The organism is Pseudoselenomonas caprae, assembly GCF_008271345.1.
GTDB classification, from domain to species: Bacteria; Bacillota; Negativicutes; order Selenomonadales; family Selenomonadaceae; genus Selenomonas_A; species Selenomonas_A caprae.
The window spans coordinates 1-25,790 of sequence record NZ_VTOZ01000032.1 but is presented as its reverse complement, the minus strand read 5'-3'; the positions used below and the strand labels follow the sequence as shown (position 1 = coordinate 25,790).

Below are 25,790 nucleotides of genomic sequence, written 5' to 3'. Positions count from 1 at the left end.
CGCCGTAACCCCCCATCGTATCGGCAGTCAGCGAACATTGGAAGCCGCTCGCCCTATTCCCCTGTTTGAAAAACGATTTTTTCGCGTGAGGGCAGGTGCCGGACGGGCATCTGTCTCCCCGTAAAGATTATGACCGCCCCTGCCCCCTCAGTAAATCCTGCGACTCCGCTTGTGAATCTTCTCATGGCAGCTGATGCACAGGCTTTGCAGATTGCTCTCATCATGGGTGCCACCATCTGCCAAGGGCAAAATATGATGAACCAGCTGTGCTGCTTTGTACTTGCTGTGGCTCTGGCACAACTCACAAAGTGGATGACGACTGATGTACCTGTTCCGAATCCTTCGCCACTGCTCATCGTACCTCTTGTGATGGTCATAGCCACGGGCAAAGTGTTCGTAGTGTTGTTGCATCATCTTCCGATGGTCTTCGCAGTAGCCGCTCTTGTGGTCAGTCAGCTTTGGGCATCCGCTGTATCTGCAAGGGCGTTTAGGTTTCATTGGCATGGGCTTCACCTCGATTATTGTCAATAGAAAAGCCCCGGAAGATTTCTCCTCCGAGGCTATACCTCTATCCTTTTTTGCTGACTCTATCATATCACGCCTAGAGTCTGGAATTATAGTGAATTAAAGTGAATTCTTGTGCACTCTTTAGGATTTTGCCGCCAAAATCTTCTCGACTGCCTTCAAGGCACGCCCATGCATGATGTGAACCCAGCGCAGGCTGAAATTCATATCCTCAGCCAAACGTTCCCATGACTTAAAACTGAGGTAACGCTGTTCAAGCAGCATCTTTTCATTCTCGTCAGGCACCTGCTCTATCGTGTGACGGATGTCGCGCTTTAAGTCCACCAGCCTGTCAATAGCTGCACTGACCGCTGCCTCATCATCGATAATCTTGGCTATGACCTCCTGCATGGAATGCGGGTCATGCGTGGCACTTCCCGGCATGTCATTGATGATGCTTGTGGCCTTGGTCGCAAGGTCACGCAGGGAACTAATCTGTTCCAGCTTGTCATTAATCCTGCGGTCGATGTGAAATGCCTGTTTGAGATATTCTTTTGCTGTCATAAAAAGCTATGCCTCCTCATGTAAGATGTGCTTTCACGGCATCGATAAGATTCTGCTGGGTACTGCTCTTACTTTCCAAAGCCGCAAGGACATCGGCATCCACCGTACCTTTGCATACGATATGGTGAATGGTTACAACATTCTTCTGTCCCTGCCGCCACAGTCTGGCACAGGTCTGCGCATACATCTCAAGACTCCAGCAAAGGCTGTACCAAATCAGAATATGCCCGCCTTGCTGTATGTTCAGTCCATGCCCGGCTGATGCTGGGGAAATCAATGCTATCTGGATTTTACCAGCATTCCAGTCCTCGATGTCCTTACAGGACTTCATTTCCCTGGGCTTATAGCCAAGATGCGTAAGCCGTTCCATAATGCGTTCCTTGTCATGCTGATACCAGTAGGCTATCAGGACGCTCTGGCCATTGGCTTCTTCGATGAGGTCTTCCAGCATATCCAGCTTGCGGTCATGGATTTTTACAAAACCATCGCTGGCATACAGACCACCGTTTGCCATCTGTTGCAGCTTGCCGGAAAGCACCGCTGCATTGGCTGCATCAATGACCTCACCACCGATGGCCAGTACCAGTTCTTTCTTCATCTCATCGTAGAGTGCCCGCTCATCAGAATCCATCTCAACCTCATGTTCTACCGAAATCTTCTCCGGCATCTCAAGGTAGTCCATCGACTTCATGCTGATGGTGATATCCGAGATGCGCTCGTAAATCTTCTGCTCTGCACTGGGGAGTGGCACGTAATCAAAGACCACACCAGTGTATGGATTCATCGCTCCGGGCTTGAAGTACGTTTCACGAAACTTACCGATGAACCTCCCCAGTCGCTTTCCCTGATCAATTATGCCGACCTCTGCCCACAAGTCCATCAAACCTTTAGGCACCGGGGTGCCAGTCAGGCCAACCATCCTTTGGATGAACGGTCTGACTTTTTTTAATGCCTTGAAACGCTGAGCCTTCCAGTTTTTGAAACTGGAAAGCTCATCTATCACCACGAAATCAAACGGCCACGGCATACTGTTCTTCTCCAGATAATCCACTAGCCACTTGATGTTCTCGCGGTTGATTACATACACATCGGCAGCTGTGTTCAGTGCTGCTATCCTGCACCTTACATTACCGGTCATGACCGACATCCGCAGGAACCTTGTGTGATCCCATTTATCCTTCTCTGTCGGCCAGACTGATGTTGCAACCCTGAGAGGTGCTATGACCAGAGTCTTTCGCACTTCAAAACTGTCAAACATCAGGTCAGCTATGGCACTGAGTGTTATCGCAGTCTTGCTAACCCAAGCCCATATCCAGCAAGAGCATGGCAATTTTGTGACTCTTCACATATTCGATTGCATATGCCTGATAATCATGCGGTATGAACTTCACGGGGCATCACCTCCTTCCGGCTGCCATCAACGCTTTCGTTTAACTTTTTCACCAGATACTCGCCATCCACATCTGTAAGTTCGCTGTACCACAGACTGGTGAAAAACCTCACCAGTTCCCGAAGTTCAGCGTTGACCCGTGTATTCTGCGGATTCCTTTTCTGTGCCTTGTAGGCCGCTCGGTAGTCCTTGGCCGCCTTGACGATGATGGCACTGGCGAGATTTTCCCACTGTCTTACATGAACCGCCACCCTCAATCTCCCCTTATCTGCTGAAGGATACCGGGAATCTGTTCCGGCTCATCCAGTACAAATACATCAAAGCCCAGTTCTTTCAGTTGTCTGTGTCTGACTGCCTGTATCGCTCGTGGCTTTTGACCGGGGCGCTTCACCTCGACAAAACCAATGCGGGCACCAGGCAGGAGAACAATCCTGTCCGGTGCGCCATTCCAGCCCGGAGCCACCCACTTGATGCAGCGACCGCCACAAACCTTGACAGCCTTTACCAGTTTCTGCTCGACCTGCTTTTCCGTCATCAGCTGCGCTCCTTTGCATACAGCGGCCACGGCTTGCCGTTCAAATGACGGATGCTGTCCCAGCTGACACACTCGGCTGCACCGCCCTTGAGTCTCGTCCTAACGTACCTCGGATAAACCTTCTCTACGGTAGCCGTGGCAGGAATGGTGGCTGCCGTATTGCGGTTGGCCTGTGTTGCTGTGTCGCATGCGCCCACGCTCTCAAACTCCACCTTGTCCCCCGGCTTGATGGTCTTCATCATGGAATAGACCTCGCTGAGCTTCAGCGACTGTACTGCGTCAATGTCTGTAAATGCTTTATTCATAAGGCTTTCCTCCATATGGGTGCAGGAGGGTGAAGGCTATTCCTATTCCTTTATATATATAAAATTGAATTTTAATTTTATATAGCGTATAAAGTGTAATTACCTTGCACCGTCCTGCACCTTTTACCAAAATCGATAAAATTTATAGGCTAATGAGCCATTTCGTCCTTCACCGCTTGCACCTCACGCACAATTTGGTGACGGATTATTCATCAAAGGCAGATTTTAAGGAGACCCCCTTAAAGACCATGCCTTTTTTAGTCTTCTGCTTTTCAAAGCCATAGTTAATCAACGTATTGGAGAACTCGGCGGCACTGCGCGTGAACTCCCCTACCCTCTCGCACCAGACACGGTACTCCTGGTACAGCTCGCCGGACTTAGCCCTGCAAGTCTCACCGGTGTCGCAGCACTCCTCCATGAATGCACTCAGCCAGTTGTTATCGCTCCTGTAAGCATCAATGGCATCCTGCACAATCTTGGGATTGGTCAGCTTATGCCCTTTGGCAATGACGCGCTCTGCACCTTCAATAATCCAGCTGAGTACCGCAGGGCCAGCTTCTTCTACCAGATAGTCGGCATAGTTCTTGCGGTCGCTGCTCTTTTCAAAGACCGCATTGAAGGGAATCACGATAAGCCTGCGCCACGTGCCCTCATCCATAGCACCGACCTTTGGCAGGTGATTGGTATAAAGAACCGTGGAATGGCTCGGCGTAAAAGGTGACGGGTCTTTGAACTTCTTCTCGCCCTGGATTTTATCCGTAGAAGTAATCTGCTTCAGCATCGAGGTTGAAAGCCTGGTGCCCTCCTCCAGTTCCGCTGCAATGACGAACCGCCTGCCCTTCAGCTCAGTGACCTCCCACTTCACATTGCGGCGGCAGCCGACAATCAATGCATCGGAAGACAGCGCCCAGCTGTAGGTGCCAAGCACACGCGCGATGGTGTTAAAAAATGTGGACTTGCCGTTGCGCCCTTCGCCATAAGCGATAATAAGTGCCTCGACATAAACCTTGCCGATAGCCGCCAGCCCTACGACATCCTGAACATAATCGATAAGTTCCTGATCGCCACAAAAAGTCTTCTGCAAGGCATCCTGCCAAAGTTCCGCGCCTTTGCTACCGGGTTCACAGTATGTCACCTTCGTGATAAGGTCAGCCGCTCTGTGTTCCATTTTGCCCATAAGGCCCAGACGCAGGTCATAGGTAGATTCTGGCGTGTTTAAGAGGAACTCATCTTTGTCGAGTTCGGAATGCTCCACGAACAGCATCGGTTTGGATGCCTCCATCGCCGATTTGATATAGCGCATATCCCTGCGCTTCATCACAAAGGCAAGGTAGCCAAGAGCCGTCAAATATTCCCCAAACAAGCGAATCACATCCGCACCAGAGTCCTTTGGCGGCTTTTTGCCATCCAGGTCATCTTCGGACAGCCCTGCATTGATAAGCGCCTGCTTGGTCTGGAATACCATCAGCTGCGCATCGGCAAGCTGGAGGTCAAGGAACTGCTCCGTAGCCCCCACGGCTGACTGAAAGGATTCTTCCCAAATAACGCCGTTGTAATGCAGGAAATCTGTGGCCTGATTAAATTTCAGCTCATCACCATATTCAGATGCCAGCACCTTGGCCTGACCGATATCGCTATAATCCAGTGGCTTAAGTGACCCGGCTGGCCCTTTAGGCAACACGGCATTGTACTCATCCGGCGGCACATACCCCGGAGCCGATGCCACCTTCCTCGCAAACTTGCCTGCGCTGTTCCAAATCTTATTCAGCTCCGCATCCGAAAGCGGTGGGTCGCATTTATCCGCTTCAATCCGGAATATCGCCTTACTCTCCTCGCTGAAGCCAAAACGCATGACCACCCTGCCGGCGTAATGGCTGAGAGTAGAGTTGCGCTTGCCCTGCGGAATCGTGCCAACCGGTGGAGCGTTCCTTGCCAGAAACTCCTGAATGTCCATCGAGCCTTCATGCCAGATGATATCCTCCACTTGGACTTCGCTGCCATAGAGGAATCTTGCAGCATCTAGCGCACCACCATCGAAGAACGGATAGTGCTGATGTATCTCCTGCTTGAGAGCTGCACACTCTGCACTACCCGTAATTTTCTTATGTGGAAACAGCACATGGTAACGTGGTCTGGCAGACTTGTCGCCCTTCTGCTTATTGTTATGGCGGCTGGGAATCAGTACGAAATCCACCTCGCTGAACTCTTCTGCAAACTGCTCTGCCGAAATCCAGTCTACCGGTACATCCGAGTGGTCGTTGTCGTTATCCATGGCATCCACATCGCATTCCAGGAAATCATCGTTGCTACGGTGGTCATTTCTGAACAAGCCGCAGGTATGGTCTTTTCCCACGGCAACCACCAGATCAGCGATGCTCCGGATGACGAGCTTATGCGGATAGGAAGTATTGCGCTCCTGCCCGCATACATCTGCCTGATATAAAGTAAACTCCCTCAAATCCCGCACCTCCCAGCAGATTCTTCTGTCTGGTCGCAGATTACATCAATAGCAAAATCTGCCGCCTTCATCAGAGCGGCGAATGCATTCTCACCATCAAAGGCAAGCTCAATGCCAACGGGTCTGTTGCGCTCATCCTTTACCGTGCGAACCAGAAAGTTACTCTGGCCGCAGTTTACCAGTTTCAGATACACACGACTGTTATCCCCACTGAAACCATTGGCGCCGACCTCTATGCAAAAGTCTGCATCACCTTCACTGACTGTTTTGCTGACGGTCTCCACACACTGCCCGTTGAGACACTTGCAATCTTTCCCTACTTCGTACATTTGATGTCCTCCTCATTGAAATACCGAACCAGTATGCCCTTCTGCTGCGCGCTCCTGATCTCCGAGCGCATCCCTTCCGAGATGCGGTCACCGCAGACCCAGACCTCGTCACAGCGGGAGAGCATTTCCTCGCCGATGCGAAGGGCCAGTTCACGCTCCGTAGCTTCATCTACGAACTGCGGAAGCATGAGCGTCACGGCCAGCGGTGCACGCCCCTGCTCGGCTGCGAATCTTGCATAACGCCTTGCGACTTTCGTATTTGCCTCAACATCGCCGCTATACGGACAGCAGATGTAGGCAATCGGTTTCTTACTTTGCTCAGTCACGTCAATCACCTCGCCTTCAACATATATCCGTGGTAAAACAGCTGTTTGTCCGGTTTCTTCTCAAAAAATTACACTTCATTTAATAGCCTGGAATTCTTGCAACTCCGCAAAAAAAATATCCGCAGCAACCGGAAAATTCCTCGGTTTACCACGGATACAGAGTGAAGGCAGACGGAGAACAAAAAAGTTATCCGTCATGCCGGAAAATTAAACCTTTTACCACGGATATATGGTGAAGGCAAACAACAACTGCTACGGAGGACTGTCATGAACAGAGCAAGAGACCAGACCAAGCTGATGCCAGAACACATTTACAAAGTCAAACGGAGGAAACGCAATGAAAAAGAACGATACAGATGCCCTGGTCGCAGGGCTGAAAAAAATCAGCGAGGGCTTTGCACTTGTCGCAGATGCAATCGCTGGCGCGGAAGTGGTCAAGGAAAAGACCGCACCGCCTAAAACGGAGCCGAAAGCAAAAGCCGCACCCACGCAGCCCAAGGCAGAAAAGACCGCCGAGGAAATTCCCTTTCAGAAAGTGCGTGGCACCCTGTCCAGCAAAGCAGCCCAGGGACATGGTCCGGAGGTGAAGGCGCTCCTGCACAAGTACAATGTGAGCTGCCTTACCGAGCTGGAAGGACATCCGGAACTCTTCGCGGCCATCATTAAGGAGGCCGAGGTGATTGGCGATGCCTAAACACGCAGTCTGCTCCGCATCTTCCAGTGCGCGATGGATTGTCTGTACAAGGTCAGCCATCCTCAATGCCGAGGTCGCCGACCGTGGCAGCCCCTACGCTCAGGAAGGCACGGAAGCGCACAGCTTGTGTGAATATCTGCTGAAGAAGGTTTTGGGCAGGCCAGCCAACGACCCTGTATCTCATCTGTCTCATTACAGTCAGGAAATGCAGGACTGTGCCGAAGGCTACAGGGATTTCGTCATGGAACAGGTCGAGGAAGCTAAAAAACTCTGCCATGACCCGTTCATCGGCATAGAGCAAAGACTAGACTTCTCACGCTGGGTGCCGGAGGGATTCGGAACAGGCGACTGCGTCATCATAGCCGATGGTCTCCTGCAAATAACGGATTACAAAAACGGAGTAGGCGTGCTGGTTAGTGCCACGGAAAACAGTCAGCTGATGTGTTACGCCCTTGGGGCACTCGACACCTTCGGTATGCTGTATGACATCAAGCAGGTCCGGCTCACCATCTATCAGCCAAGGCGCGAGAACGTGGACTCCTGGGAAATCTCCACGGAAAAGCTGCTGAAATGGGCAGACACGGTACTCGCCCCAGCAGCCAAATTGGCTGTAGCTGGCAAGGGAGAATTCCAGGCTGGTGACCATTGCAAATTCTGTAAGGTCAAGGCCACCTGCCGGGCACGTGCCGAATACAATCTTGACATCAGCAATGATGACTTTCAGGAACCGGCAGAACTTACCAACGAGGAAATTGCCGCCATCCTGCCCCTGCTGGACGGCATAGTGTCCTGGGCATCTGATGTGCAGGAATATGCGCTCCAGCAGGCATTAAGCGGTACTCACTATTACGGCTACAAATTGGTCGAGGGTCGTGCCAATCGGAAATATACAGACGAGGACGCTGTGGCCCAGGCAGTCCAAAAGGCTGGCTATGACCCCTATGAAAAAAAGCTCCTTGGCATCACTGCGATGACCAAGAAGCTGGGCAAGAAGCAATTTGAAGAACTTCTCGCAGGTCTCATCATAAAACCACACGGGAAGCCGGTGCTGGTCGCAGAAAGCGACAAGCGTCCGGAGTACAATACAGTCACAAATGCTGACTTTGAACAAACGGAGGAATAAGACTATGAAAGCACCTACTACTGTTGTTACCGGCAAGAACACTCGTTTCAGCTATCTCAATGCCAATGAGCCTAAGGCACCTATGGATGGGCATGGCGCACCGAAATACAGCGCAAGCCTCATCATCCCCAAGTCCGACACGGTAACTGTCGCAAAAGTCAAAGCCGCCATCAAGGCCGCTTACGATGAGGGTCAGGGTAAGCTGCGCGGAAACGGTAAGGTCGTGCCCAAGCTGGAAAGCCTGCACACGCCTCTGCGCGATGGTGATGAAGACCGTCCGGGCGATGCAGCGTATGCTGGCAGCTTGTTCATCAACTGCAGCAGCACACGCAAGCCTAAGGCATTCGATGCAGACGGCAACGAAATCATCGACAGCTCAGAACTCTACAGCGGTATCTACGGCAAGGCCATGATTAACTTCTACGCCTACAACGTGAATGGCAACAAGGGCATCGCAGCCGGGTTCAACGGTCTGAAGAAGCTCCGCGATGGTGAGCCGCTTGGCGGTGCCAATGTAACGGCAGATGCCTTCGATGATGACGATGAGCAGGATGACGATTTCCTGAAATAAATCACGAAATTAACCTTACACAGGGGTGGTGGCTGGTGCCGCTGCCCTTGCTTTTTAAGTAGAAAGGACATGCACATGGAAAATATCAATACCCTGGAAATCGATATTGAAACATACAGCGATATCGACCTTGGCAAATGCGGCGTGTATCGCTACACAGAATCGCCCAACTTTGAGATTCTTTTGTTTGGTGTATCCGTCAACGGTGGCTCTGTTGCTGTCTATGATATGGCCTGTGGTGAACTGCCACCAGAAGAGATTCTATCGGCTATCGCTGACCCTGCCGTAACGAAATGGGCGCATAATGCCAGTTTTGAACGCATCTGCTTATCTGCGTGGCTGCGGAAGAATCGCCCTGACCTCTTCCGTTCCTATGGCAGCCCGGACGATACCGTTGGCAACTACCTCGACCCAGCATCATGGAAATGCTCCATGACGCTTGCCGCCTACAACGGGCTTCCCCTCGCCCTCGATGCTGTCGGTGCTGTCCTTGGCTTCGAGCAACAGAAACTCAAAGAAGGCAAAGACCTCATCCGTTATTTCTGCGTCCCCTGCAAGGCCACAAAAAGAAATGGAGGCCGCACCCGGAATCTTCCGGAACACGACCGCCAGAAATGGGAACTGTTCAAGAAATACAACAAACGTGATGTCGAGGTTGAAATGCAGATAATGGAACGCCTGCAAAACTACCCTGTCCCGGAATCCGTCTGGAACGAGTATCACATCAGCGAAAACATCAATGACCGTGGCATCATGATTGACCATGCACTGGTCGGTAACGCTATCCAGATAAACCTGCAGTCCCGTGATGAACTTATGGCTGAAATGTCAGCACTGACAGGTTTGGAGAATCCGAATAGTGTCACCCAGATGCAGGGGTGGCTTGAAAGCCAAGGAATCCACGCCGACAGTCTAGGCAAGAAGGATGTGGCTGCGCTTATCAAGACAGTACCAGACAATGTTGCTGAAGTCCTCAAGCTCCGTCAGCAAAGCTCCAAAAGCTCCGTCAAAAAGTACGAGGCTATGCAGAACACGGTCTGTGCCGATGGCAGATGCCGTGGAATGTTCCTCTTCTACGGCGCATCACGCACCGGACGTTTTGCAGGGCGCAATATCCAACTGCAAAACCTCCCCCAGAACCACATGAGCGACCTAGCAGAAGCAAGGGAACTTGTCAGACAGGGTGACTTCGAGATGCTGAAACTCCTCTACGGCAACGTGCCGAATGTCCTCTCCGAACTTATCCGCACAGCTTTCGTGGCCAAGCCCGGATACAAATATGTGGTCAGTGACTTTTCAGCCATTGAAGCCAGAGTCCTCTCCTTCCTTGCCGGAGAACAATGGCGGCTGGAGGTATTCGAAAATAATGGTGACATCTACTGCGCCAGCGCCAGCCAAATGTTCCACTGCAAAGTCGTAAAGCACGGCGAGAACGGTCACTTGCGACAGAAGGGCAAGATTGCAGAACTGGCACTCGGCTATGGCGGCTCTGTTGGTGCCCTGAAAGCTATGGGGGCTTTGGACATGGGTCTTAGCGAAGAAGAACTTCCCAGCCTGGTTGAGAAATGGCGCAACTCCAATCCGCATATCACCGACTATTGGTGGCAGGTAGATGCAGCCGTAAAAAACGCCGTCAAGCGACACATTCCCTCCTCTGTCGGCAACATCCACTTCTCATGGCAGTCCGGCATGCTGTTCATCACCCTGCCCTCCGGGCGCAGGCTATCCTACGTCAAGCCACGCATGGGGCTCAACAAGTTCGGCGGCGAGTCCGTAACCTATATGGGCACAGACGGACAAAAGAAATGGAGCCGCCTGGAATCTTATGGCCCAAAGTTCGTGGAGAATATTGTTCAGGCAGTCAGCCGTGACATCCTCTGCTATGCCATGCGAAACCTTCGTGAGCAGTTTATCTGTGGACATGTCCATGACGAGCTTATCATCGAGTGCCCAACTGGCGTGGACTGCGAGAAAGTATGCAAGATTATGGGGCAAACACCGCCGTGGCTGCCAGGCATTTCTCTGCGAGCAGATGGGTATGAGACGGAATTTTATTGCAAGGACTAGCTTTAAATGACATCAAAAGTCATCATCATCTTCATCGGTATTATTCTCATACTTAGCAATTAGTCTATGATAGTATTTCTCGATATTCTTGAAATTATCATAGACTTCCTTTACTTTTTCCTTCCAAAGACACAGAAAATCGTGGTAAAGCTCTGGTGAAGATATCGCGAGGTCAAAATCAAATGAATAAAATGTTCCAAATTTCACTAATTCACCATTATCATCTTTAATTACCTGGCAACTATTATTGTATATTTTTTTTATAAATTCAATATGTCTATTTAGAATGAATTCTTGATTGTCCCCATCTTTAACTCGTAAAAATTCGTAAAATTTCTTACCTCCTTTTCTGATATGTATAAGGCCATAAAAAAAGCCATTAGCAAGTTCCTGTTTTGCGTAGTTATTGTCTGTAAAATTTATATTTACATTAATCTTGGAACGTTTTTTCAAAACGTTTTCAATTATCAACTGCATCCTCAATGAATCTGGTCCATATGTGTACATATTGGATGGCTCACGATTAATTCCATATTTTTTCAGTGTGCTACCATCAGTTATTATATATTCCCAATCCCCATATCCTTTCTTCATAAAGTTCCAATATAAGGTGTCGCCACTTTTACCATCGAAAATTGATTTAAGATACGGAAGTATTATGAACTGCTCCACCTTATCTGGGGCTATATCGTATAGCATAGATAATGCGTATATATCTATGTTCATTTTACCTTCTTTTAAATCTATTTTCCTTCCAAGTTTCTTTATTATTTCATCGCTTTGTCTCGAATAGTATTCTGCAAAAAAATATTCCTGAAATGATCTATGTAAGAAATGGTAATATCCCCCCTCTTCATACATCAAACAAGTACTATGACATACATCATATTTGAAATTCCTTAATTTCATTCGGCATGAATCTATATGTTCTATTGATTTAATTTTATCATAAAAAATTTCAAAATCTTCTTGTCCGAATTTATAAACACCTTTTCTGTATGATTTAGCACAAAATTCACTAAAAACATTTGTGAAATCATCTGGATCAACCACACTCCTAAAAGCCCGCCTATACGCTACAGGCTTGGAATTATCATGACTGCGCAAAAGCGTTGCATATGCTTGTTTATAAAAACGATGTCGCTTTTCTGGAATTTCCGCAAAGAATTTATAATTCATAAGCATAATCGTTAAAAGAAGCGGATTCCTTGCGAATTCTTTATGAGTTCTGAATAAACTTTTATCTAAAAGTTCTCTAAACTTCTCCTTTATACTTGGCTCATTAGGAAAATATACCAACTTATCAATTAGTTCCAAAGCCTGAAGCTTATTAAACGGCAACATATCCATAACTTTAAATCTCGGCATGTTCATAAAGTCAAGGAAGTTTCTTGTAGAAATGACGTACTGACATGACGTATACCTATCTGCGAATTCATCCAGTTGATGTAAAAATTTATCTATAAATTCTTCTTTTATCTCATCTAAACCATCCAATAAAAGCTGGCATTTCCCATCTTCCAGCAATTTGCAGAAGTATTCCTTTAAAAAAGACTTATCAAACTTATGAACAGAATTCCACATCAAGTCATAAATATTATCAAACTCATCTCCAAAATCTCTCAATGTGACAATAATAGGGAATTTTTCAGTTCTTGAATTTTTTAGCGACTGCAAGAACAAATGACGCATCATCATGCTTTTGCCTATACCACCCATTCCTACCAAAATTATAAAAGGTGAACTTTCAGCAAGCTTATCTAATGTAACATTTTCAATAACGCTTTTATTATTTTCTATAGCACGACGATGATTCCTAATTTTATTACAAACAAAGAAATCATAAAAAGGCTGCTCTTCATCAGCATAAAGCAATGTGTATATCTTGGAGAATTTCGCCTCTGCCTTTTTCCTATATACAGGGAATTCCACAGCTGTAGCGTTAGCATATTCATTTGCTACTACATCATTTGCACGGCCACCATGCTCGACTAATTCCTTTATTTGATTGACAAGAGCGTTTATGAAAGCTTCAGCATCCACGGATTTTTCGTTACTAACACCAAAACTTTCTGCCAGCTGACTCAATTTATCCTTTTTTATCTTTTTTTGCAATGCATCGAAAACAGTATCATGCTCAAAGCAATCAGCCATCTTATTGAGATAGACATCTGCCGGAGATTCACCTGTATATATTTTCCTCAAATAGCTAGGGTCGTCACATACATCATCATCATCCAAAAGAATTGTAAAGAAGTACCTTGCTGTCTTATGCTTAGATGTTACGCCTTTCAAGACGCTCTCTCTGTCATGATAGAACTTCTGACAAAAAGTACTGTAAGTTATTAATTTGCTCATAAATTACCTCAATTTCCTATCATTCCTACTATTTTCCTATTATTTTCCTATTTTCGTTCCACGACAGTCGTTTTGTATTGGCGTAACATAGAGTCATCACAAACATTCATCCTAACTAATCGCTAAGAACAGTCAGAAACACCAAGGCCATGGTTGCTTTGGCGTTCCCTTCTACTTATTAGCAGATAGATTTAGGTTGAATAGATATGTTATTCAGAAATAGCGCTGAAGGCCTTCAGTGACGCATCACATTTCTGAAGCATGTGAAAACTGAATAGTGAACCCAGTCCAATGCGTGGGCAGGTCACATCTTCCGAAGCGGAGCCTTTGTCGGGCAATCCGTTCCGGGTGACTAGCCACGCTCTTCTAGCCATTTCGGACTCCGCTTCCTGCTAGAGCAGAAAGCGAGACCAAACATGTCCGAAAAGATTAATTACAGTACCTCAAACGTCAAGTACAAAATCACTCCTATGCCCGTAACAGATGGGCCGCGCTACGACCATCCTGACATCAAAGGTATCGCCTATCGGAAAATCGGTGCTACCAGACAGCTGTGCTATATGGTCAAAGTTCCAGAACACCTTGCTACCTTTGTGCCTGCCTACGATAAAAAATTAAGTGATCACGAACTCTATTCAAACCACTGCATTGTTACCAGCGATAAAACCGGCAAGGCGATTGTGTGCGACCACAAAAGCTGCTATGGCTGCCCAAATGCTGGTCGCTTGGATATGTATACCCATAACAAATCTTCTATAGAACAGATGGCAGAACAAAACATCGAAATTGGCACTCTCGACAGAACGTCCGATGAAGCAATCACCAAACAGCAAGTCCAGGAATTACTCACCGACTTAAAAAACAAAAGCAAAAAGCTTTACAGTATCTGTCAGTTGCTCCTCCTTGGCTATGAAACAAAAGAAATCACCGAGAGACTCAATATTGCTAAATCCAGTTACTATGATAATCTAAAACGAATAAGGACTATAGCTGAAAAATACATTTAACGTCCCCATTTTTGCTGGCGAATAAACAGCCCTATCAGTTAACATAAAATGTTCTAACAGGGCTGTTTATTGCATTTATCAGGTTGCTGCCTCATGTATATTTAAGCACTTCGTCAACGCACCCTTGCAAGTCCTTTTTTATGTCACTTTCCCAAAATCGTAGCACTACCCATCCTAATTCAGTTAAAGCATCATTAACCTCACGATCCCGTTCTACATTACGCGTCAATTTTTTTACCCAAAAGTTCTTATTCGAAGCAATCTGCTCTCCGGGGTTAGTTTCATGACCATGCGCATGCCAAAAATCCCCATCCACAAAAATAGAGATTTTTTGGCGCATGAGTACTATATCCGGTGTCCCTGGAAGCGTTTTCAAATTTTTACGATACCTAATGCCTTTATGCCATAGAGCCAGCCGCAACATTTTTTCAGGCTTGGTATCCTTCGCACGGATGCTCTGCATATTATGTCGTCTTTGTGTTGGTTTTAGAACATCCATGCAAATTCACCATCCCTCAGGATTTATCAAGAACCTTGAGCATATTATCCGCAATAGCATGAATAACCGGAACTGCAACCGAATTACCGAACTGCTTGTATGCCTGGGTATCACTCACAGGTATAATATAGTTCTCTGGAAAGCCCTGTAATCTGGCACATTCCCTAGGTGTTAATTTCCTGGGATTTTTTCCCTCTTGGCGAACCAGAATTTCCTTACCATCCTTATAATATCTGGCGGGGATTGTATTCGTATAAGGGCTTTCCGCATCCACCAATCCAAAACCGAAGCCATTACCTTTCGCTATATTCTTGCGTCTGCGCCTCTGATGTCCAGCCCAAAGTGCATCGGAAATGGTGTACTTTTCATCAGTATCTTTTTCTAGGATATCCCCGACAGAAACCGGATTACAAGGAGGTACCGGTGCTTCAAAATCATCGTAATTTGGAACCTTATCCTTTAGAAATCCCACTAAATAAACGCGTTCCCTATGCTGAGGCACACCAAAATCCTTAGCCGAATACATTAGTATTTCAACATGGTAGCCCAAGTCAGCTAGTGTGTTCTTAATTACTTCGATAGTATGCCCTTTGTCATGGGATAGCAGATTCTTAACATTTTCCAGCAGAAATGCCTTTGGCTTTTTAGCTTTCATAATCCTGGCTATTTCGAAGAACAACGTTCCTCTTGTATCTTCAAATCCCAGTCGAAGGCCAGCGCGGCTAAATGCCTGACAGGGGAACCCCCCTACCAGTATGTCATGCTCTGGCACTTCCTCAGCTTCAATCTGCCTGATGTCTCCAGCCGGAGTATCGCCAAAATTTGCTTCATAAGTCTTAACGGAAAATTTGTCAATTTCGCTACTGAAGACAGGGCGCACACGACCTGTTAAATGGAATCCCAGCCTGGTACCTCCAATGCCTGCAAAGAGGTCAATCATCGTATAGTCAGCGTTTTTCACAGATGCAAAGGGCACTGTCTCTGGAAAATTAAGTATGCTAGTCAATTCCAATGCAGACGGTGTACTATCACCACATTCCCAACGCCGTATTGTACGGTCACCATACTTCGGCATCCCAACTGCATCAGCCAGTTCCTTCTGAGTCATACGCAACCGCAGACGCTTGGCTTTTATAAGTTCTGCACTATGATTTAGCTTTAAAGCTACATTTTGTGTTATAATAATCATGTCCTTTCTATAAGAATCTTAATTATCAAGTGTCAAAACAAGGTCAATCTGTCCTCTTATTGACACTATACAATTTTTGGGAGGGTTAGTCAATGGCAGAAGATGTGAAAACAGGCCATTTAGAAAGAGAAAATATGGAAGCCAGCTCCTGGGATAATGTGTACTGGTATGCCAGAATGCTAGTTCAGACAGACCAATTCGGGGCTTTCGGTACCCAAAAGTCTAAGCAATTGAGTGAAATTGCCGGTAATATCGAGAATATTCTGTCCACAAAACATATGAACACAGAAGAAAAATATCTGGTATGTAGGAAAATCATCAAAGAGGGTATCCTTGCCGCCTATAAAAAGGATACCAAGGCATATGAAAAAGGTGAATATTTTGCTGATGCAATGGAGCATAACACCCAATCCATCAGTGATATCATAGCTTTCTTGATTGCCGTAAGGTATATCGTACTTCCTACCAACGAAGCAATGGACCGCATACCTGATGATGACAAGAAATACTGCAAGGAAACCGCAGGCTATATTCTTAGCACCCTTGGGCCTGAAAAAGCTGACCGCGTTATTCTTGAATGGGACAATCTTGGCACCAGAGGTTGTCTGTCAGCCGAACGCAACGAAATCATCAACGAATTTGCGAAACTTAGAACAAATCTGAAGCAGATGCGTTTCCAGCACACCGCTGCTGACGAAAATATCGTCTTGACTGCCTTCATTCAAGAATTTGAACGACGCGTAGGCCAAAAACGTAAAAGACGTGCTGGCGGTAGTCTGGAAGACGTGACCAGTTTCCTTTTTGATTATTACCATCTGCCTGAATGCGCAAAACCAGAGCACTTCCAAGCAGACATGGAGGTTGACAAATGGTTCAAATGCAAAGATGGCTGGATTATAGGTATCAGTTGCAAGCGAACTCTCAGGGAACGCTGGAAGCAGGTATCGTCCGCCGACATGAACAGTATGGCACGCCATAAAATCAAGGCTATCTGGCATTTAATAACCTATGATAGCGATCTTAGCGATGATAAAATTGCATTGCTTGGCGCACAAAATCACAAATTTTACCTCAGTAGTGACAGTCCAATTTACCAAAGAGCCGCCAACCATCCAGTCATGAAGAACTATGTAGGTTCTCTGGGTACTATCATCAGCGACATTTGTGCCTTACAACAAAACGACTTTAGCAAAGTAGTACGCGAAGCGCAAGCTAGATACACCGTCTAAATATAATAGAGGCAATCCTTTTTCCCATCTCTCAAAAAATGGTGGAGCCAGAAATCATAATCTGGTTCCACCATTTTTGTGTTCAGCGTAATGCTCCGGCCACCTTCCGTAGGAGCATATCTATATTATTCCTGCAATACACAATTTTCCTGCCCCGTCTCTTTGCCCGTTTGACCACTCTATACCACTGGGCATGTGACATATAGTCGGTCTTAAACACGACCACATCTGCCTTGTCGATTATCTTGGCATCAAAACCCTTGCTGTCAACCGACACGCAGGTAAAGCCTGGTGCCGCCTTCTTTACTTCAGCCTGCCAGTTGGGTGGTCCGCCGAATACAACCGCCTTGGCATGACGTACTATATCGATTTGTGCTGTCGTGTAAACAGCTTGCTTTTCATGCAGCGTATCATCTGCGGCAGCATCATCCTCAGCCAGCAGGGCTTCAAGCACCGCTACCCGTTCCTTGGTGGCTTCCAGTTCTTCTGCCTGTTCGTATTCATGGCGTTTTGCCCGGTCGATTTCCTTCTGAGCTTCGTTGAGTTTCTCCTGCCGCTGTTCCAGAAGCCTAGCCTGCTCATTGGCTTTCGATGTCAGTGCCGCTATCTTTCTGTCCAGTTCCCTGTAACGCTCTGATTCCCTTACGATACCGGCATATCGCTCAATGACACCCACAGCCTCATGGTAAAGCCGCGAGAAACTCCTGATCATCAACCCCATGATAAAATACTTGTTGATATCTTCTGCCTGAAAATCGCCACGCGCCATGTGCATCCGCATTACATAGAATATGTCCTGGATTTCCCGCTTTGAAAACTGCTCATTTTCATAGGCACTCATGGGCACATTGTCCAACTGAGCAAAGTCCCATAATATCTGGAACATCCCAAACTCCGGCTCTTCAATTGGCAGGTTTTTCCCCAGTTCTGCTACGCTGTGTGCATTGCCACAGACCCGCAGAGTCAGATGCATCAGTTCATCCAGGTCTTTTCCGGTGCCCTCTTCCTCTACAGCCTCATGCAATATTTCTGAGAACGGACGTAAAAAAGCCACATCCTTGTCCACCACAGCCGCCATCGCGTGACGGTACATTGGGTCATCCTTTTCCGGATTTATCTTGTATTTGTCACAGAAATACAGGAACACCGCTACTGCATCATGCAGAGCATTATCTTCTGAAGCATCGAAGACATTAGTCGCTTCGAGTGCCATGCCTATCGGCATATTCACTCCATGAAAACTCTTGAAGACATTGCTCATCCGTTTCCACGCCCGTTCTGATGCTTGAAACAGCTCTTCCTCCAACGCCTTGTCTGTTTTGGCTGCAACAATCAATCCCAAAGCCTTGATGGCATTCATACGAGTCACAATGCGGCTACCAGTAATGAAGCGGCTTTGAAAATGATCACTTTCCTGAGCCTTGGTGAAGAAAAATTCCTTATTGGCATCATATTTCGGATGGATAAATCGCATCATCTTCTGACTGCGAGCGAATGCACACGCCAGCAATGCGTCCAGGCTCAGTTTAGCAGCCGGCTTATAGACGGGAAAAAGTCTCTCCCTACGCTTTAATTCTTCTATGTCAACGCCTGCAAGCTCTTCCATTGCGCTTTTCTCAGCAAAACTGTACAGGCGCTCAATTTCTTCCTCGCTCAGCTGGGTATCAAATCCTTGCCGCATCAATTCTTTATCTTCTTCTTGAAGCATAAAACACCCCTATCTAATCCGTAAGTCGACACACTTCTCCAAATACGCAACCATCGCACTTAGGCTTCTTCCCACACCGTACCTTGCCATGCTCCAGCAATGCCCAGTGATACCAGCCGTACATATCGGCACTATGCTCTATTCCCTCTGTCAGAAATGCCCTCCGCTCATCATCTGTCTTGAAGTCATAGCCCAACCGTTCCAATAAGCGCCGAGTATAGGCATCCAGCACGAAGGATGGCATACGGAAAGCATATGTTAGAATGGCATCTGCCGTCTCTGCACCAATCCCCGGAAGTGACAGCAACTCCTGCCGCACTTCAAGCAACGTCTTTGCCTGCACTTGCTCCACCTGATAGCTATAGCCCTTGAACCATGCCGTCAAGGCTTTTATATATCTGGCCTTGGCACGATAGAAACCGCAGGAGCGGATAAGGGGCTGCAGTTCTTCCTCCGTCAAGCTGTCGATATACTCCGGTATTAGCCGTTCCCCCAGCTCAGCCACCGTCTTTTCCACATTGCTCCAGGCAGTGTTCTGGACGAGTATAGCCGTAATCATTATGGCGCAGGGACTGCCCGGCCACCAATCCGGCTGACCGTAGGCAGCTATAAGCCTGCCATATATTGCCTTTGATGTCAGCATTTCTGTAATGCTCCGTCATACACCAGTTTTGTCCGCTCATCAAACAGTACCCACATGATTTCGTCGAATGCCTCTGGGTGCTCATCAACGACTGCCCTAACCGTCTGCACTGCAATTTCTGCTGCCTGCTGTACCGGATAGGAATATACCCCTGTTGATATTGACGGGAAAGCCACACTGCGAATACCTTGTTCCATGGCAAGTTCCAGCGAGTGACGATAGCATCCAGCTAGTAGTTCTGATTCACCATGACTGCCACCATGCCAGACCGGCCCTACTGTGTGGATGATGTGGTCGCATGGCAGTCTATATGCCTTGGTGATTTTAGCCTGTCCCGTCTTGCAGCCATTCAGCACCCGGCACTCTGCCAAGAGTTCTGGTCCAGCGGCTCGATGTATTGCTCCATCCACGCCACCGCCGCCAAGCAGGCTCTCATTGGCGGCATTGACAATGGCATCAGCATAATGCCTTGCCGTAATATCTCCCAGTTCTGTTCTTACGATTGGCATTAAACCTTTTTCCTTATAAAATTCATTCCTTTCTTTTTTTAATTCATCTGCATCCTTAAGTAATAATCTTTCATAGGACGTATTCCCTGATTCAGCATAACTTTCTGCATCCTTCTCTATAGTAAAAATTTCTTTATCTTCCATTGAGTACGCATACAAAAGATCATAATAATCCCCATTATTTCGCCACCACTCTACATGATCCCTGTAATTTTCGAATTGCCAAAAATGCCTAGCTTCGTGCCTAATAGTCTTTTTTCCATCTTCAATGTTTTTCACTCGCTTAACATTAATAGCTATTTTATACTGTTCAAACTTCGATATAGCCGTACTATCAATCTCACCCAAATAATCATACTCACATACCAATACCGTTTTTAAACCTTGTTTCATTTTTTCCAATTTCAGTTCGTTATTCAATAATGCTTCAAAATCCTTTTTTTCGTCCTCTGATAGATTCACGACTACCTCCACAAATAATTAAATTACGACTTTATAAAAACATGCCTATAACATATTCAAATCCAGTAGCACTTTGTCTGTCTCCCAAGGGGAGATAACAGTATAACCTATGCCAGCCCCATCCAGAACAGCCTTAATCTCCTTGTCTTTCACCTTGGCACGCTCCAGATTGGTTTCCTTCCGTCCATCGATGCTGATGAATTCGTCATTCCGGTGGAGCAAATATTCCACATTGTCAAACTTGGCATGCTCATGCAACACCAGCTGGTCAAATAGCTCGTCCGGCGTATTGTTGTAGATGATATTCAGCGGCAGGGGCGAATCACAGACCGCATACTCCACGCCATACCGCTCCAGCGTCTTCAGCCGATGCACCTGTTCAGCAAAAAGATACAGCTGATTCTGCACGATGTCCGTGGCATTCTGATACCAAAGCCACTTGGCGTACTCCCCTACCAGCTCCGTCTTATGCCCCTTGCGCTTCAGCTTCGAAAAAATATCTGCGGCGATAGTGCTCTTGCCAATACCTGCACCGCCGTAAAAGTTCAGTACCTTCAATGTAAATCTCCTGTCCGTTCTTAGAATTTTACAATAATCATTATACACCACAGAAGGGCTGTTCTCTACCCAATATAGAACAAAAAGGCTGCCCAGCATATTGCCAGACAGCCAACCAAATCCCTAAATTTTAATTACCTCTGCCACCACGCCGCTTTACATCCATATCAATCTTACGCATCCAACATGGCGCCAGTGGTTCAGAGCAGTTACGTACATGATGGATAGCTTCCTCTAGAACTTCATAGTTGAGAGCCGTCCCTTCCTCATCGCACTGATATGTGGCAGCACGGTCTGCCCGGATGCCCATACGCCCAGCAACTTCAACGGCATCCATATTCGCCCCCAGGAACAAAAATTCCCATCCATACTTTTCCTTCTGCCGCTCCACCATCTGCTTGACCTTCTTGTAGGTATACCGCCGACTGGCATTTTCCATGCCATCGGTGGTGATGATGAACATGGTCTTCTCCGGCCTGTCCTCATCACGGGCATACTTGTGGATGTTGCCAATATGGTGGATAGCACCACCTAAAGCGTCTAACAGAGCTGTACAGCCACGGACAAAGTATGTGTCCTCGGTCATCGCCTGCACCTTCTCCATGGGCACCCGGTCATGGATGACTTCGCAGGTATCATCAAACAGCACCGTAGAGACAACAGCCTCCCCCGACTCCTTCCGCTGCTTTTTGATGAGTGAGTTGAACCCACCGATGGTATCCTTCTCCAAACCGCTCATGGAGCCACTCCTGTCCAGAATGAACACAATTTCAGTTAACCCTTTCTTCATTGAAAACGCCTCCTTATCTTTGATAGCTTTATTCTACCTAAGATAAGAGGGCGTTTGGTCGCCTGTCATGCGACATTTCAATGTGTCATGCCTGCGGGTTGTTGCGGATGTATTCATTCATACCGGTAAGCATTGTGTGGAGCGCCCTGCGGTCACCATTGATATTTCTAATATACTTTCTCCACCGCCGCAGTACATCCTTCAACGGCTCATCAAGATAGGAATATGCTTTATCCCTTATCCAGTCTGGTATACCATAGGCTGCTTCAGCGATGCTGCCTGTAATGGCTGCCAGCGTATCGCTGTCACCTCCAAGGGATATGGCATTGCGTATGGCATCCTCAAAGTCCGTGCTTTCCAGAAATGCGATTATGGCCTGTGGCACTGTATCCTGACAGGTTTCATTGAACTTATAGTCAGGGCGAATCTCATCTAAGGTGCAGGACAAATCGTAGCCGTACTCCTTCTCGATATGTTCCTTGACACGCCGTTTGCATTCTTCTGGGTCATCATTGATGGGCTTTCCATAATCTATATAATATCCACCAAAGTTAAAGCGATTCATAAATATGGCATCGGCTGTAGCCATAGCCCCTTTAATGCCCTCTGGATGGTTATGAGTAACCTCCGCAGATAACCTTGCTCCAGCTCTACCATTTGACGGCCACATTCCCGTTCTGGCGCAGAAACCGCAATCCATCACCCAAGCACAGGGTGAAACACGCATGGCTGAACCATTACCAAAACTGTTGTATGGCTCACGATTATCCGAAAACAGCCATGCTCTGAACCTGCCACCATAACCTGCATCTGGATACATACTGCCATATTTCTTCATGGCATCAATAAAATCATCCTTTTCGCCGCCATTCATAACAGCTTCAGCTACGGCACAGGTCATAACCGTATCATCCGTAAAGAAACAACCATCTCGAAACAGCGGGAAATCCTTTGTCTTGATATTGTTCCACTCGTAAACAGACCCTACAATGTCACCAACAATTGCTCCCAGCATAGCAATCACTCCTGTTCCTTTGATGATTCTATTTTAGCAAAGGCCTATGCTGGTGTGGTCGCCTGCTATGCGACAAATCAGCAGCCGAGTAGTGGCTGCTCGAAAGCAAAAAGCGTTTCGTTTATGGTGATGATATCAAACTCACTACGCTGAATGAAATATTCCACGATTATATCTGTCTTACTGCTGTGGGACAGCGCATAACCAGCCCGGCCGATAAAGTCTTTTGTCTCATCCAAATTCAATTCCAATGCCACCGCAAAGGCCAGAGCCGTGGACTTGCTAGGCTTGTAAGCAGGGTTATTGCGGATTTTTGAGAAGAGTTTGCGGTCGACATTCGCTTTCTTGTATACCTCCGGGTCAGTCTTGCCCTTGGCATCAATAAGCCGCAGCAATGCTTCTGAGAAGGTATCATCCACTTCATTTAGCAAATCTTCCAAGGAACGTTCCTTAGGCTTGCTCATCCACATTGGTATATCGATATAAGCATCTTCAGCAGGTGGTTGCCCTGCCGTTTCAAAATTCCTACGCCTATCACGATAATCCCCACGATACTCTTCATCTAGCAGTTCCTCAATATACCTCTCGTCAATGAAGCTCTGCACATCATCAAACAAGCTGCTTGATATCTTGAATGCCTTATGGTCAAAGACCACCAGATAGACATCCATGTCATGATCAGTCAAAAATTCACGGATGGCTTGAGTTGCCACAGCTATGGCAACTTCCGAGGGGCAACCAAATACCCCAGCCGAAATAAGCGGGAAGGCTATTGAGCCGCAGCCATTTTCTGCCGCCAGCTGTAGGGAGTTGTCATAGCAGTTCGACAACAGTTCCCGTTCCCCATGCTCCCCATCTTGCCACACCGGACCTACCGTGTGGATGACAAACCTGGCATGGAGATTAAAGGCTGATGTTATGGCAGCCTTGCCTGTAGCAATATCACCTATTTTCTTCCGTGCATCCAGCAGTTCTGTTCCTGCAACCTTATGTATAGCACGGTCAACGCCTCCTCCCACGATGGGGCGAGGATTAGCCGTATTGACGATGGCATCTACCTGCATTTTCGTTATGTCGTTGCGTACGATTTCTAATGGCATTATGCTCCCCCTTCATAGCTGTACCGTTTTATCATCACAATATAAGCTTGCATCTCAATCAAAATTCGAGAAACAGACTATAGTTTCGCTCTCGTATCTGAATTGAGCTTAATTTCAGCGACAATTCCTTTGTGGTCAGACAGGGATTTATCCAGATTCCACTCCGATACAGTAATATCACCGGCACCTATAAAATTCCGTGATATAGCAATATGGTCGATGCACTCCTGCCGACTTCCCGTGAGCAGGGCGATTTTGTTACGCATGAAAGATTCCCTAAGTGTCTCCCTGCCAAAGTTCGTAAAATAATAGTTATCGGCAAAAGAACAATTAAAATCCCCGCAGACGCATATGTCCCCCCATTTTGACAACCGTTCAAAATCGCCTACTTGCTGAAGCAAGTCCTGCTTGAATGACTCATCCCTGTTGCCGATGATACCGATAATTGTGCCATACACCAGTAATTTACCGGCTTCGGTCTCCAATTCGATGCATAGGGCAGTATATTTATCGTAAGTTTTGTGTTGGCTGACACATGGATAGTTCGTATAGATAGACACCCTGTTTTCCGTTGCTTCATGTACATCAGCTACAGCATAATCCTTATAACGCCCCAACATACGGTAATCGGCTGGTGCGTCACGTAATTTTGGGGTATGGAAACTATAACGATAATTTGGTTTTATGCGCTCATCGGTTTCAGTAAGCACAATGATATCTGCCTGAACGGCCTCTATGACAGAAATTATTTTATTAAGGGAACTTTGATGTTTCAGTCGCTCTACATTCCACGTTGCTATTTTCATCATCGCACATCCTGAGTAGTCTTTACATTAGGCTCTCATTGCTCTATTGCTGCCTTTATCCTGGCATTACGTTTATCTAAGAAATCTAGCTCCGCTGCAATCCAAGCTAGATATTCATCGACTGTCTGAGGTAGCGGAGGATTACTAAAGTTGCCATCCCCCAGCCAGAATCGAACCTGCTTATAATCCTCGGTCACACAGTCCTGCAAATAAAAGAAATCTACATATCCTTTGAAATTGTTAAACAAAGCATAGAAATCACGGTCGTGCTCCATTACATCTGAAAGTGGGCTGTTTTCACCGTTATAGAACCTTCGGATACACTCCATCGTCAAATCCCATCTGTCACGTATCTGTTTATCAGTGCCCCTGCGTTGATTCATACTGCCATGATGCTTAGGGAAAATTATCATTCCACCAATGGTATACGTCTTATGCAGGAAATCTTCCATGAATGTTTGGTAATCAGGCATAGACCGTTCAACCGCCTCAATTACACTCCTATTGTCCCGATAACGAAAACTAGCCAGTATAGAATCACTGCCAAAGTGCATGCCACGCCAATTCAGATACATTGGGCCTGTTCCTTGCATCAGCTCAAAGGCTTCACCATTAGGCAAAGTCTTGCTCCACAACAGTTGATGATATCTTTGAAGTGTAGGGCTACAGGCATCCGGGTCACAAGCTCCTGCCCCCAGCCCTTCATTCCGCTCCCAAAAGCCATCCCAATAACCTGGAGAATCCATAGTAAAATCAAATGTCACATCTACTTTTCCTTTACACATAACTTCTCCCGCTTCCGAAATAATTTTGGAAGGCGTCAACGACCTTCACCTTGAGTTCAGAAAAGTCTACCTATCGAAATTCTACTCCATCAATTAGGTGCTGTATTCATCATTAACCTCACTATCAGCAATAATATCGAACATTAACGACTCTGCTGGATTCCAGAACACAACATGCATACTCCCACCAGTTTTTATAATTTTTTCAAACTTGTCTTCGTTATAGATATGACTTCGCAAAAACTGTAATTTGTCTGTCATTTTTG

27 protein-coding genes are annotated in these 25,790 nt (G+C 46.8%); 6 read left to right on the top strand and 21 right to left on the bottom strand.

The features are described from left to right. Positions 1–147: 147 nt before the first annotated feature. From FZ041_RS12485 to FZ041_RS12445, 9 genes are all read right to left on the bottom strand, one after another. Positions 148–498, bottom strand: coding sequence for an HNH endonuclease (locus tag FZ041_RS12485; RefSeq protein ID WP_488655847.1), 351 nt, complete (start codon positions 496–498; stop codon positions 148–150). Positions 499–648: 150 nt separating this feature from the next. Next, positions 649–1,068 carry a hypothetical protein gene (locus tag FZ041_RS12480; protein ID WP_187626378.1) on the bottom strand — a complete coding sequence of 140 codons (420 nt, stop codon included), beginning with the start codon at positions 1,066–1,068 and terminating at the stop codon, positions 649–651. Positions 1,069–1,084: 16 nt separating this feature from the next. Further along, a complete protein-coding gene (locus FZ041_RS12475) occupies positions 1,085–2,326 on the bottom strand; it encodes an SNF2-related protein (protein WP_439653972.1) in 1,242 nt (413 codons plus the stop codon). Between the two features lie 113 nt (positions 2,327–2,439). Then, positions 2,440–2,715, bottom strand: a complete 276-nt coding sequence (locus FZ041_RS12470) for a hypothetical protein (RefSeq protein ID WP_439653971.1) — start codon at positions 2,713–2,715, stop codon at positions 2,440–2,442. After that, complete coding sequence (locus tag FZ041_RS12465) at positions 2,712–2,993, bottom strand: PDDEXK family nuclease (RefSeq protein ID WP_149189798.1); 282 nt, start codon at positions 2,991–2,993, stop codon at positions 2,712–2,714. Before FZ041_RS12465 ends, FZ041_RS12470 begins: the two co-directional genes overlap by 4 nt. After that, positions 2,993–3,298: a hypothetical protein gene (locus FZ041_RS12460; RefSeq protein WP_149189797.1), complete on the bottom strand. Its 306-nt coding sequence runs from the start codon at positions 3,296–3,298 to the stop codon at positions 2,993–2,995. Before FZ041_RS12460 ends, FZ041_RS12465 begins: the two co-directional genes overlap by 1 nt. Positions 3,299–3,503: 205 nt before the next feature. After that, positions 3,504–5,756, bottom strand: coding sequence for a phage/plasmid primase, P4 family (locus FZ041_RS12455; RefSeq protein WP_149189796.1), 2,253 nt, complete (start codon positions 5,754–5,756; stop codon positions 3,504–3,506). Beyond that, on the bottom strand, positions 5,753–6,085 hold the full coding sequence (locus FZ041_RS12450) for a hypothetical protein (protein ID WP_149189795.1): 333 nt from the start codon (positions 6,083–6,085) through the stop codon (positions 5,753–5,755). The genes FZ041_RS12455 and FZ041_RS12450 overlap by 4 nt, the downstream gene beginning before the upstream one ends. Then, entirely contained in the window at positions 6,073–6,411 is a 339-nt protein-coding gene (locus tag FZ041_RS12445; RefSeq protein ID WP_187626377.1) for a DUF7768 domain-containing protein, read from the bottom strand. The genes FZ041_RS12450 and FZ041_RS12445 overlap by 13 nt, the downstream gene beginning before the upstream one ends. Before the next feature lie 337 nt (positions 6,412–6,748). On the opposite strand from FZ041_RS12445, the gene FZ041_RS12440 reads away from it, so the two are divergent. The 4 genes from FZ041_RS12440 (at position 6,749) to FZ041_RS12425 (ending at position 10,866) form a co-directional block, all read left to right on the top strand. After that, positions 6,749–7,105, top strand: coding sequence for a hypothetical protein (locus FZ041_RS12440; protein ID WP_149189793.1), 357 nt, complete (start codon positions 6,749–6,751; stop codon positions 7,103–7,105). Then, positions 7,098–8,228: a DUF2800 domain-containing protein gene (locus tag FZ041_RS12435; protein ID WP_149189810.1), complete on the top strand. Its 1,131-nt coding sequence runs from the start codon at positions 7,098–7,100 to the stop codon at positions 8,226–8,228. Before FZ041_RS12440 ends, FZ041_RS12435 begins: the two co-directional genes overlap by 8 nt. 4 nt (positions 8,229–8,232) lie before the next feature. Then, on the top strand, positions 8,233–8,799 hold the full coding sequence (locus tag FZ041_RS12430) for a DUF2815 family protein (RefSeq protein WP_149189792.1): 567 nt from the start codon (positions 8,233–8,235) through the stop codon (positions 8,797–8,799). An 84-nt stretch (positions 8,800–8,883) separates the two neighbouring features. Then, positions 8,884–10,866 (top strand): DNA polymerase, encoded by a 1,983-nt coding sequence (locus FZ041_RS12425; protein WP_222931168.1) that lies wholly within the window; start codon positions 8,884–8,886, stop codon positions 10,864–10,866. 12 nt (positions 10,867–10,878) lie between these two features. Here the strand turns inward: FZ041_RS12425 and FZ041_RS12420 are convergent, their stop codons facing one another. Then, positions 10,879–13,224: an NACHT domain-containing protein gene (locus FZ041_RS12420; RefSeq protein ID WP_149189790.1), complete on the bottom strand. Its 2,346-nt coding sequence runs from the start codon at positions 13,222–13,224 to the stop codon at positions 10,879–10,881. 416 nt (positions 13,225–13,640) lie between these two features. Here FZ041_RS12420 and FZ041_RS12415 point away from each other — a divergent pair, with 416 nt between their 5' ends. After that, positions 13,641–14,231 (top strand): hypothetical protein, encoded by a 591-nt coding sequence (locus FZ041_RS12415; RefSeq protein ID WP_149189789.1) that lies wholly within the window; start codon positions 13,641–13,643, stop codon positions 14,229–14,231. 91 nt (positions 14,232–14,322) lie between these two features. Here the strand turns inward: FZ041_RS12415 and FZ041_RS12410 are convergent, their stop codons facing one another. Together FZ041_RS12410 and FZ041_RS12405 are read right to left on the bottom strand one after the other, a co-directional pair. Further along, positions 14,323–14,730, bottom strand: a complete 408-nt coding sequence (locus FZ041_RS12410) for a very short patch repair endonuclease (protein ID WP_149189788.1) — start codon at positions 14,728–14,730, stop codon at positions 14,323–14,325. Between the two features lie 16 nt (positions 14,731–14,746). After that, positions 14,747–15,919 (bottom strand): DNA cytosine methyltransferase, encoded by a 1,173-nt coding sequence (locus FZ041_RS12405; protein ID WP_149189787.1) that lies wholly within the window; start codon positions 15,917–15,919, stop codon positions 14,747–14,749. A gap of 92 nt (positions 15,920–16,011) precedes the next feature. Here FZ041_RS12405 and FZ041_RS12400 point away from each other — a divergent pair, with 92 nt between their 5' ends. Continuing rightward, positions 16,012–17,148: a PDDEXK family nuclease gene (locus tag FZ041_RS12400; protein ID WP_149189786.1), complete on the top strand. Its 1,137-nt coding sequence runs from the start codon at positions 16,012–16,014 to the stop codon at positions 17,146–17,148. 82 nt (positions 17,149–17,230) lie between these two features. Here the strand turns inward: FZ041_RS12400 and FZ041_RS12395 are convergent, their stop codons facing one another. The 9 genes from FZ041_RS12395 to FZ041_RS12355 all read right to left on the bottom strand — a co-directional run bounded on the left by FZ041_RS12395 (position 17,231) and on the right by FZ041_RS12355 (position 25,524). Then, complete coding sequence (locus tag FZ041_RS12395; RefSeq protein WP_149189785.1) at positions 17,231–18,856, bottom strand: hypothetical protein; 1,626 nt, start codon at positions 18,854–18,856, stop codon at positions 17,231–17,233. A gap of 13 nt (positions 18,857–18,869) precedes the next feature. Beyond that, positions 18,870–19,499, bottom strand: coding sequence for an endonuclease III domain-containing protein (locus FZ041_RS12390; RefSeq protein ID WP_149189784.1), 630 nt, complete (start codon positions 19,497–19,499; stop codon positions 18,870–18,872). Next, positions 19,493–20,470, bottom strand: coding sequence for an O-acetyl-ADP-ribose deacetylase (locus tag FZ041_RS14870; RefSeq protein ID WP_255449403.1), 978 nt, complete (start codon positions 20,468–20,470; stop codon positions 19,493–19,495). Before FZ041_RS14870 ends, FZ041_RS12390 begins: the two co-directional genes overlap by 7 nt. A 45-nt stretch (positions 20,471–20,515) precedes the next feature. After that, entirely contained in the window at positions 20,516–21,028 is a 513-nt protein-coding gene (locus FZ041_RS12380; RefSeq protein WP_149189783.1) for an AAA family ATPase, read from the bottom strand. 130 nt (positions 21,029–21,158) lie between these two features. After that, positions 21,159–21,818, bottom strand: coding sequence for a vWA domain-containing protein (locus FZ041_RS12375; protein ID WP_149189782.1), 660 nt, complete (start codon positions 21,816–21,818; stop codon positions 21,159–21,161). Between the two features lie 85 nt (positions 21,819–21,903). Further along, entirely contained in the window at positions 21,904–22,833 is a 930-nt protein-coding gene (locus FZ041_RS12370; protein WP_149189781.1) for an ADP-ribosylglycohydrolase family protein, read from the bottom strand. A gap of 77 nt (positions 22,834–22,910) precedes the next feature. Beyond that, positions 22,911–23,933 carry a macro domain-containing protein gene (locus FZ041_RS12365; protein WP_149189780.1) on the bottom strand — a complete coding sequence of 341 codons (1,023 nt, stop codon included), beginning with the start codon at positions 23,931–23,933 and terminating at the stop codon, positions 22,911–22,913. 77 nt (positions 23,934–24,010) lie between these two features. After that, the gene (locus FZ041_RS12360; protein WP_187626376.1) at positions 24,011–24,739 is read right to left on the bottom strand and encodes an endonuclease/exonuclease/phosphatase family protein; all 729 of its coding nucleotides are present in this window, start codon (positions 24,737–24,739) and stop codon (positions 24,011–24,013) included. Between the two features lie 35 nt (positions 24,740–24,774). Then, on the bottom strand, positions 24,775–25,524 hold the full coding sequence (locus FZ041_RS12355; protein WP_149189779.1) for a DUF6994 family protein: 750 nt from the start codon (positions 25,522–25,524) through the stop codon (positions 24,775–24,777). Positions 25,525–25,790: the final 266 nt, after the last annotated feature.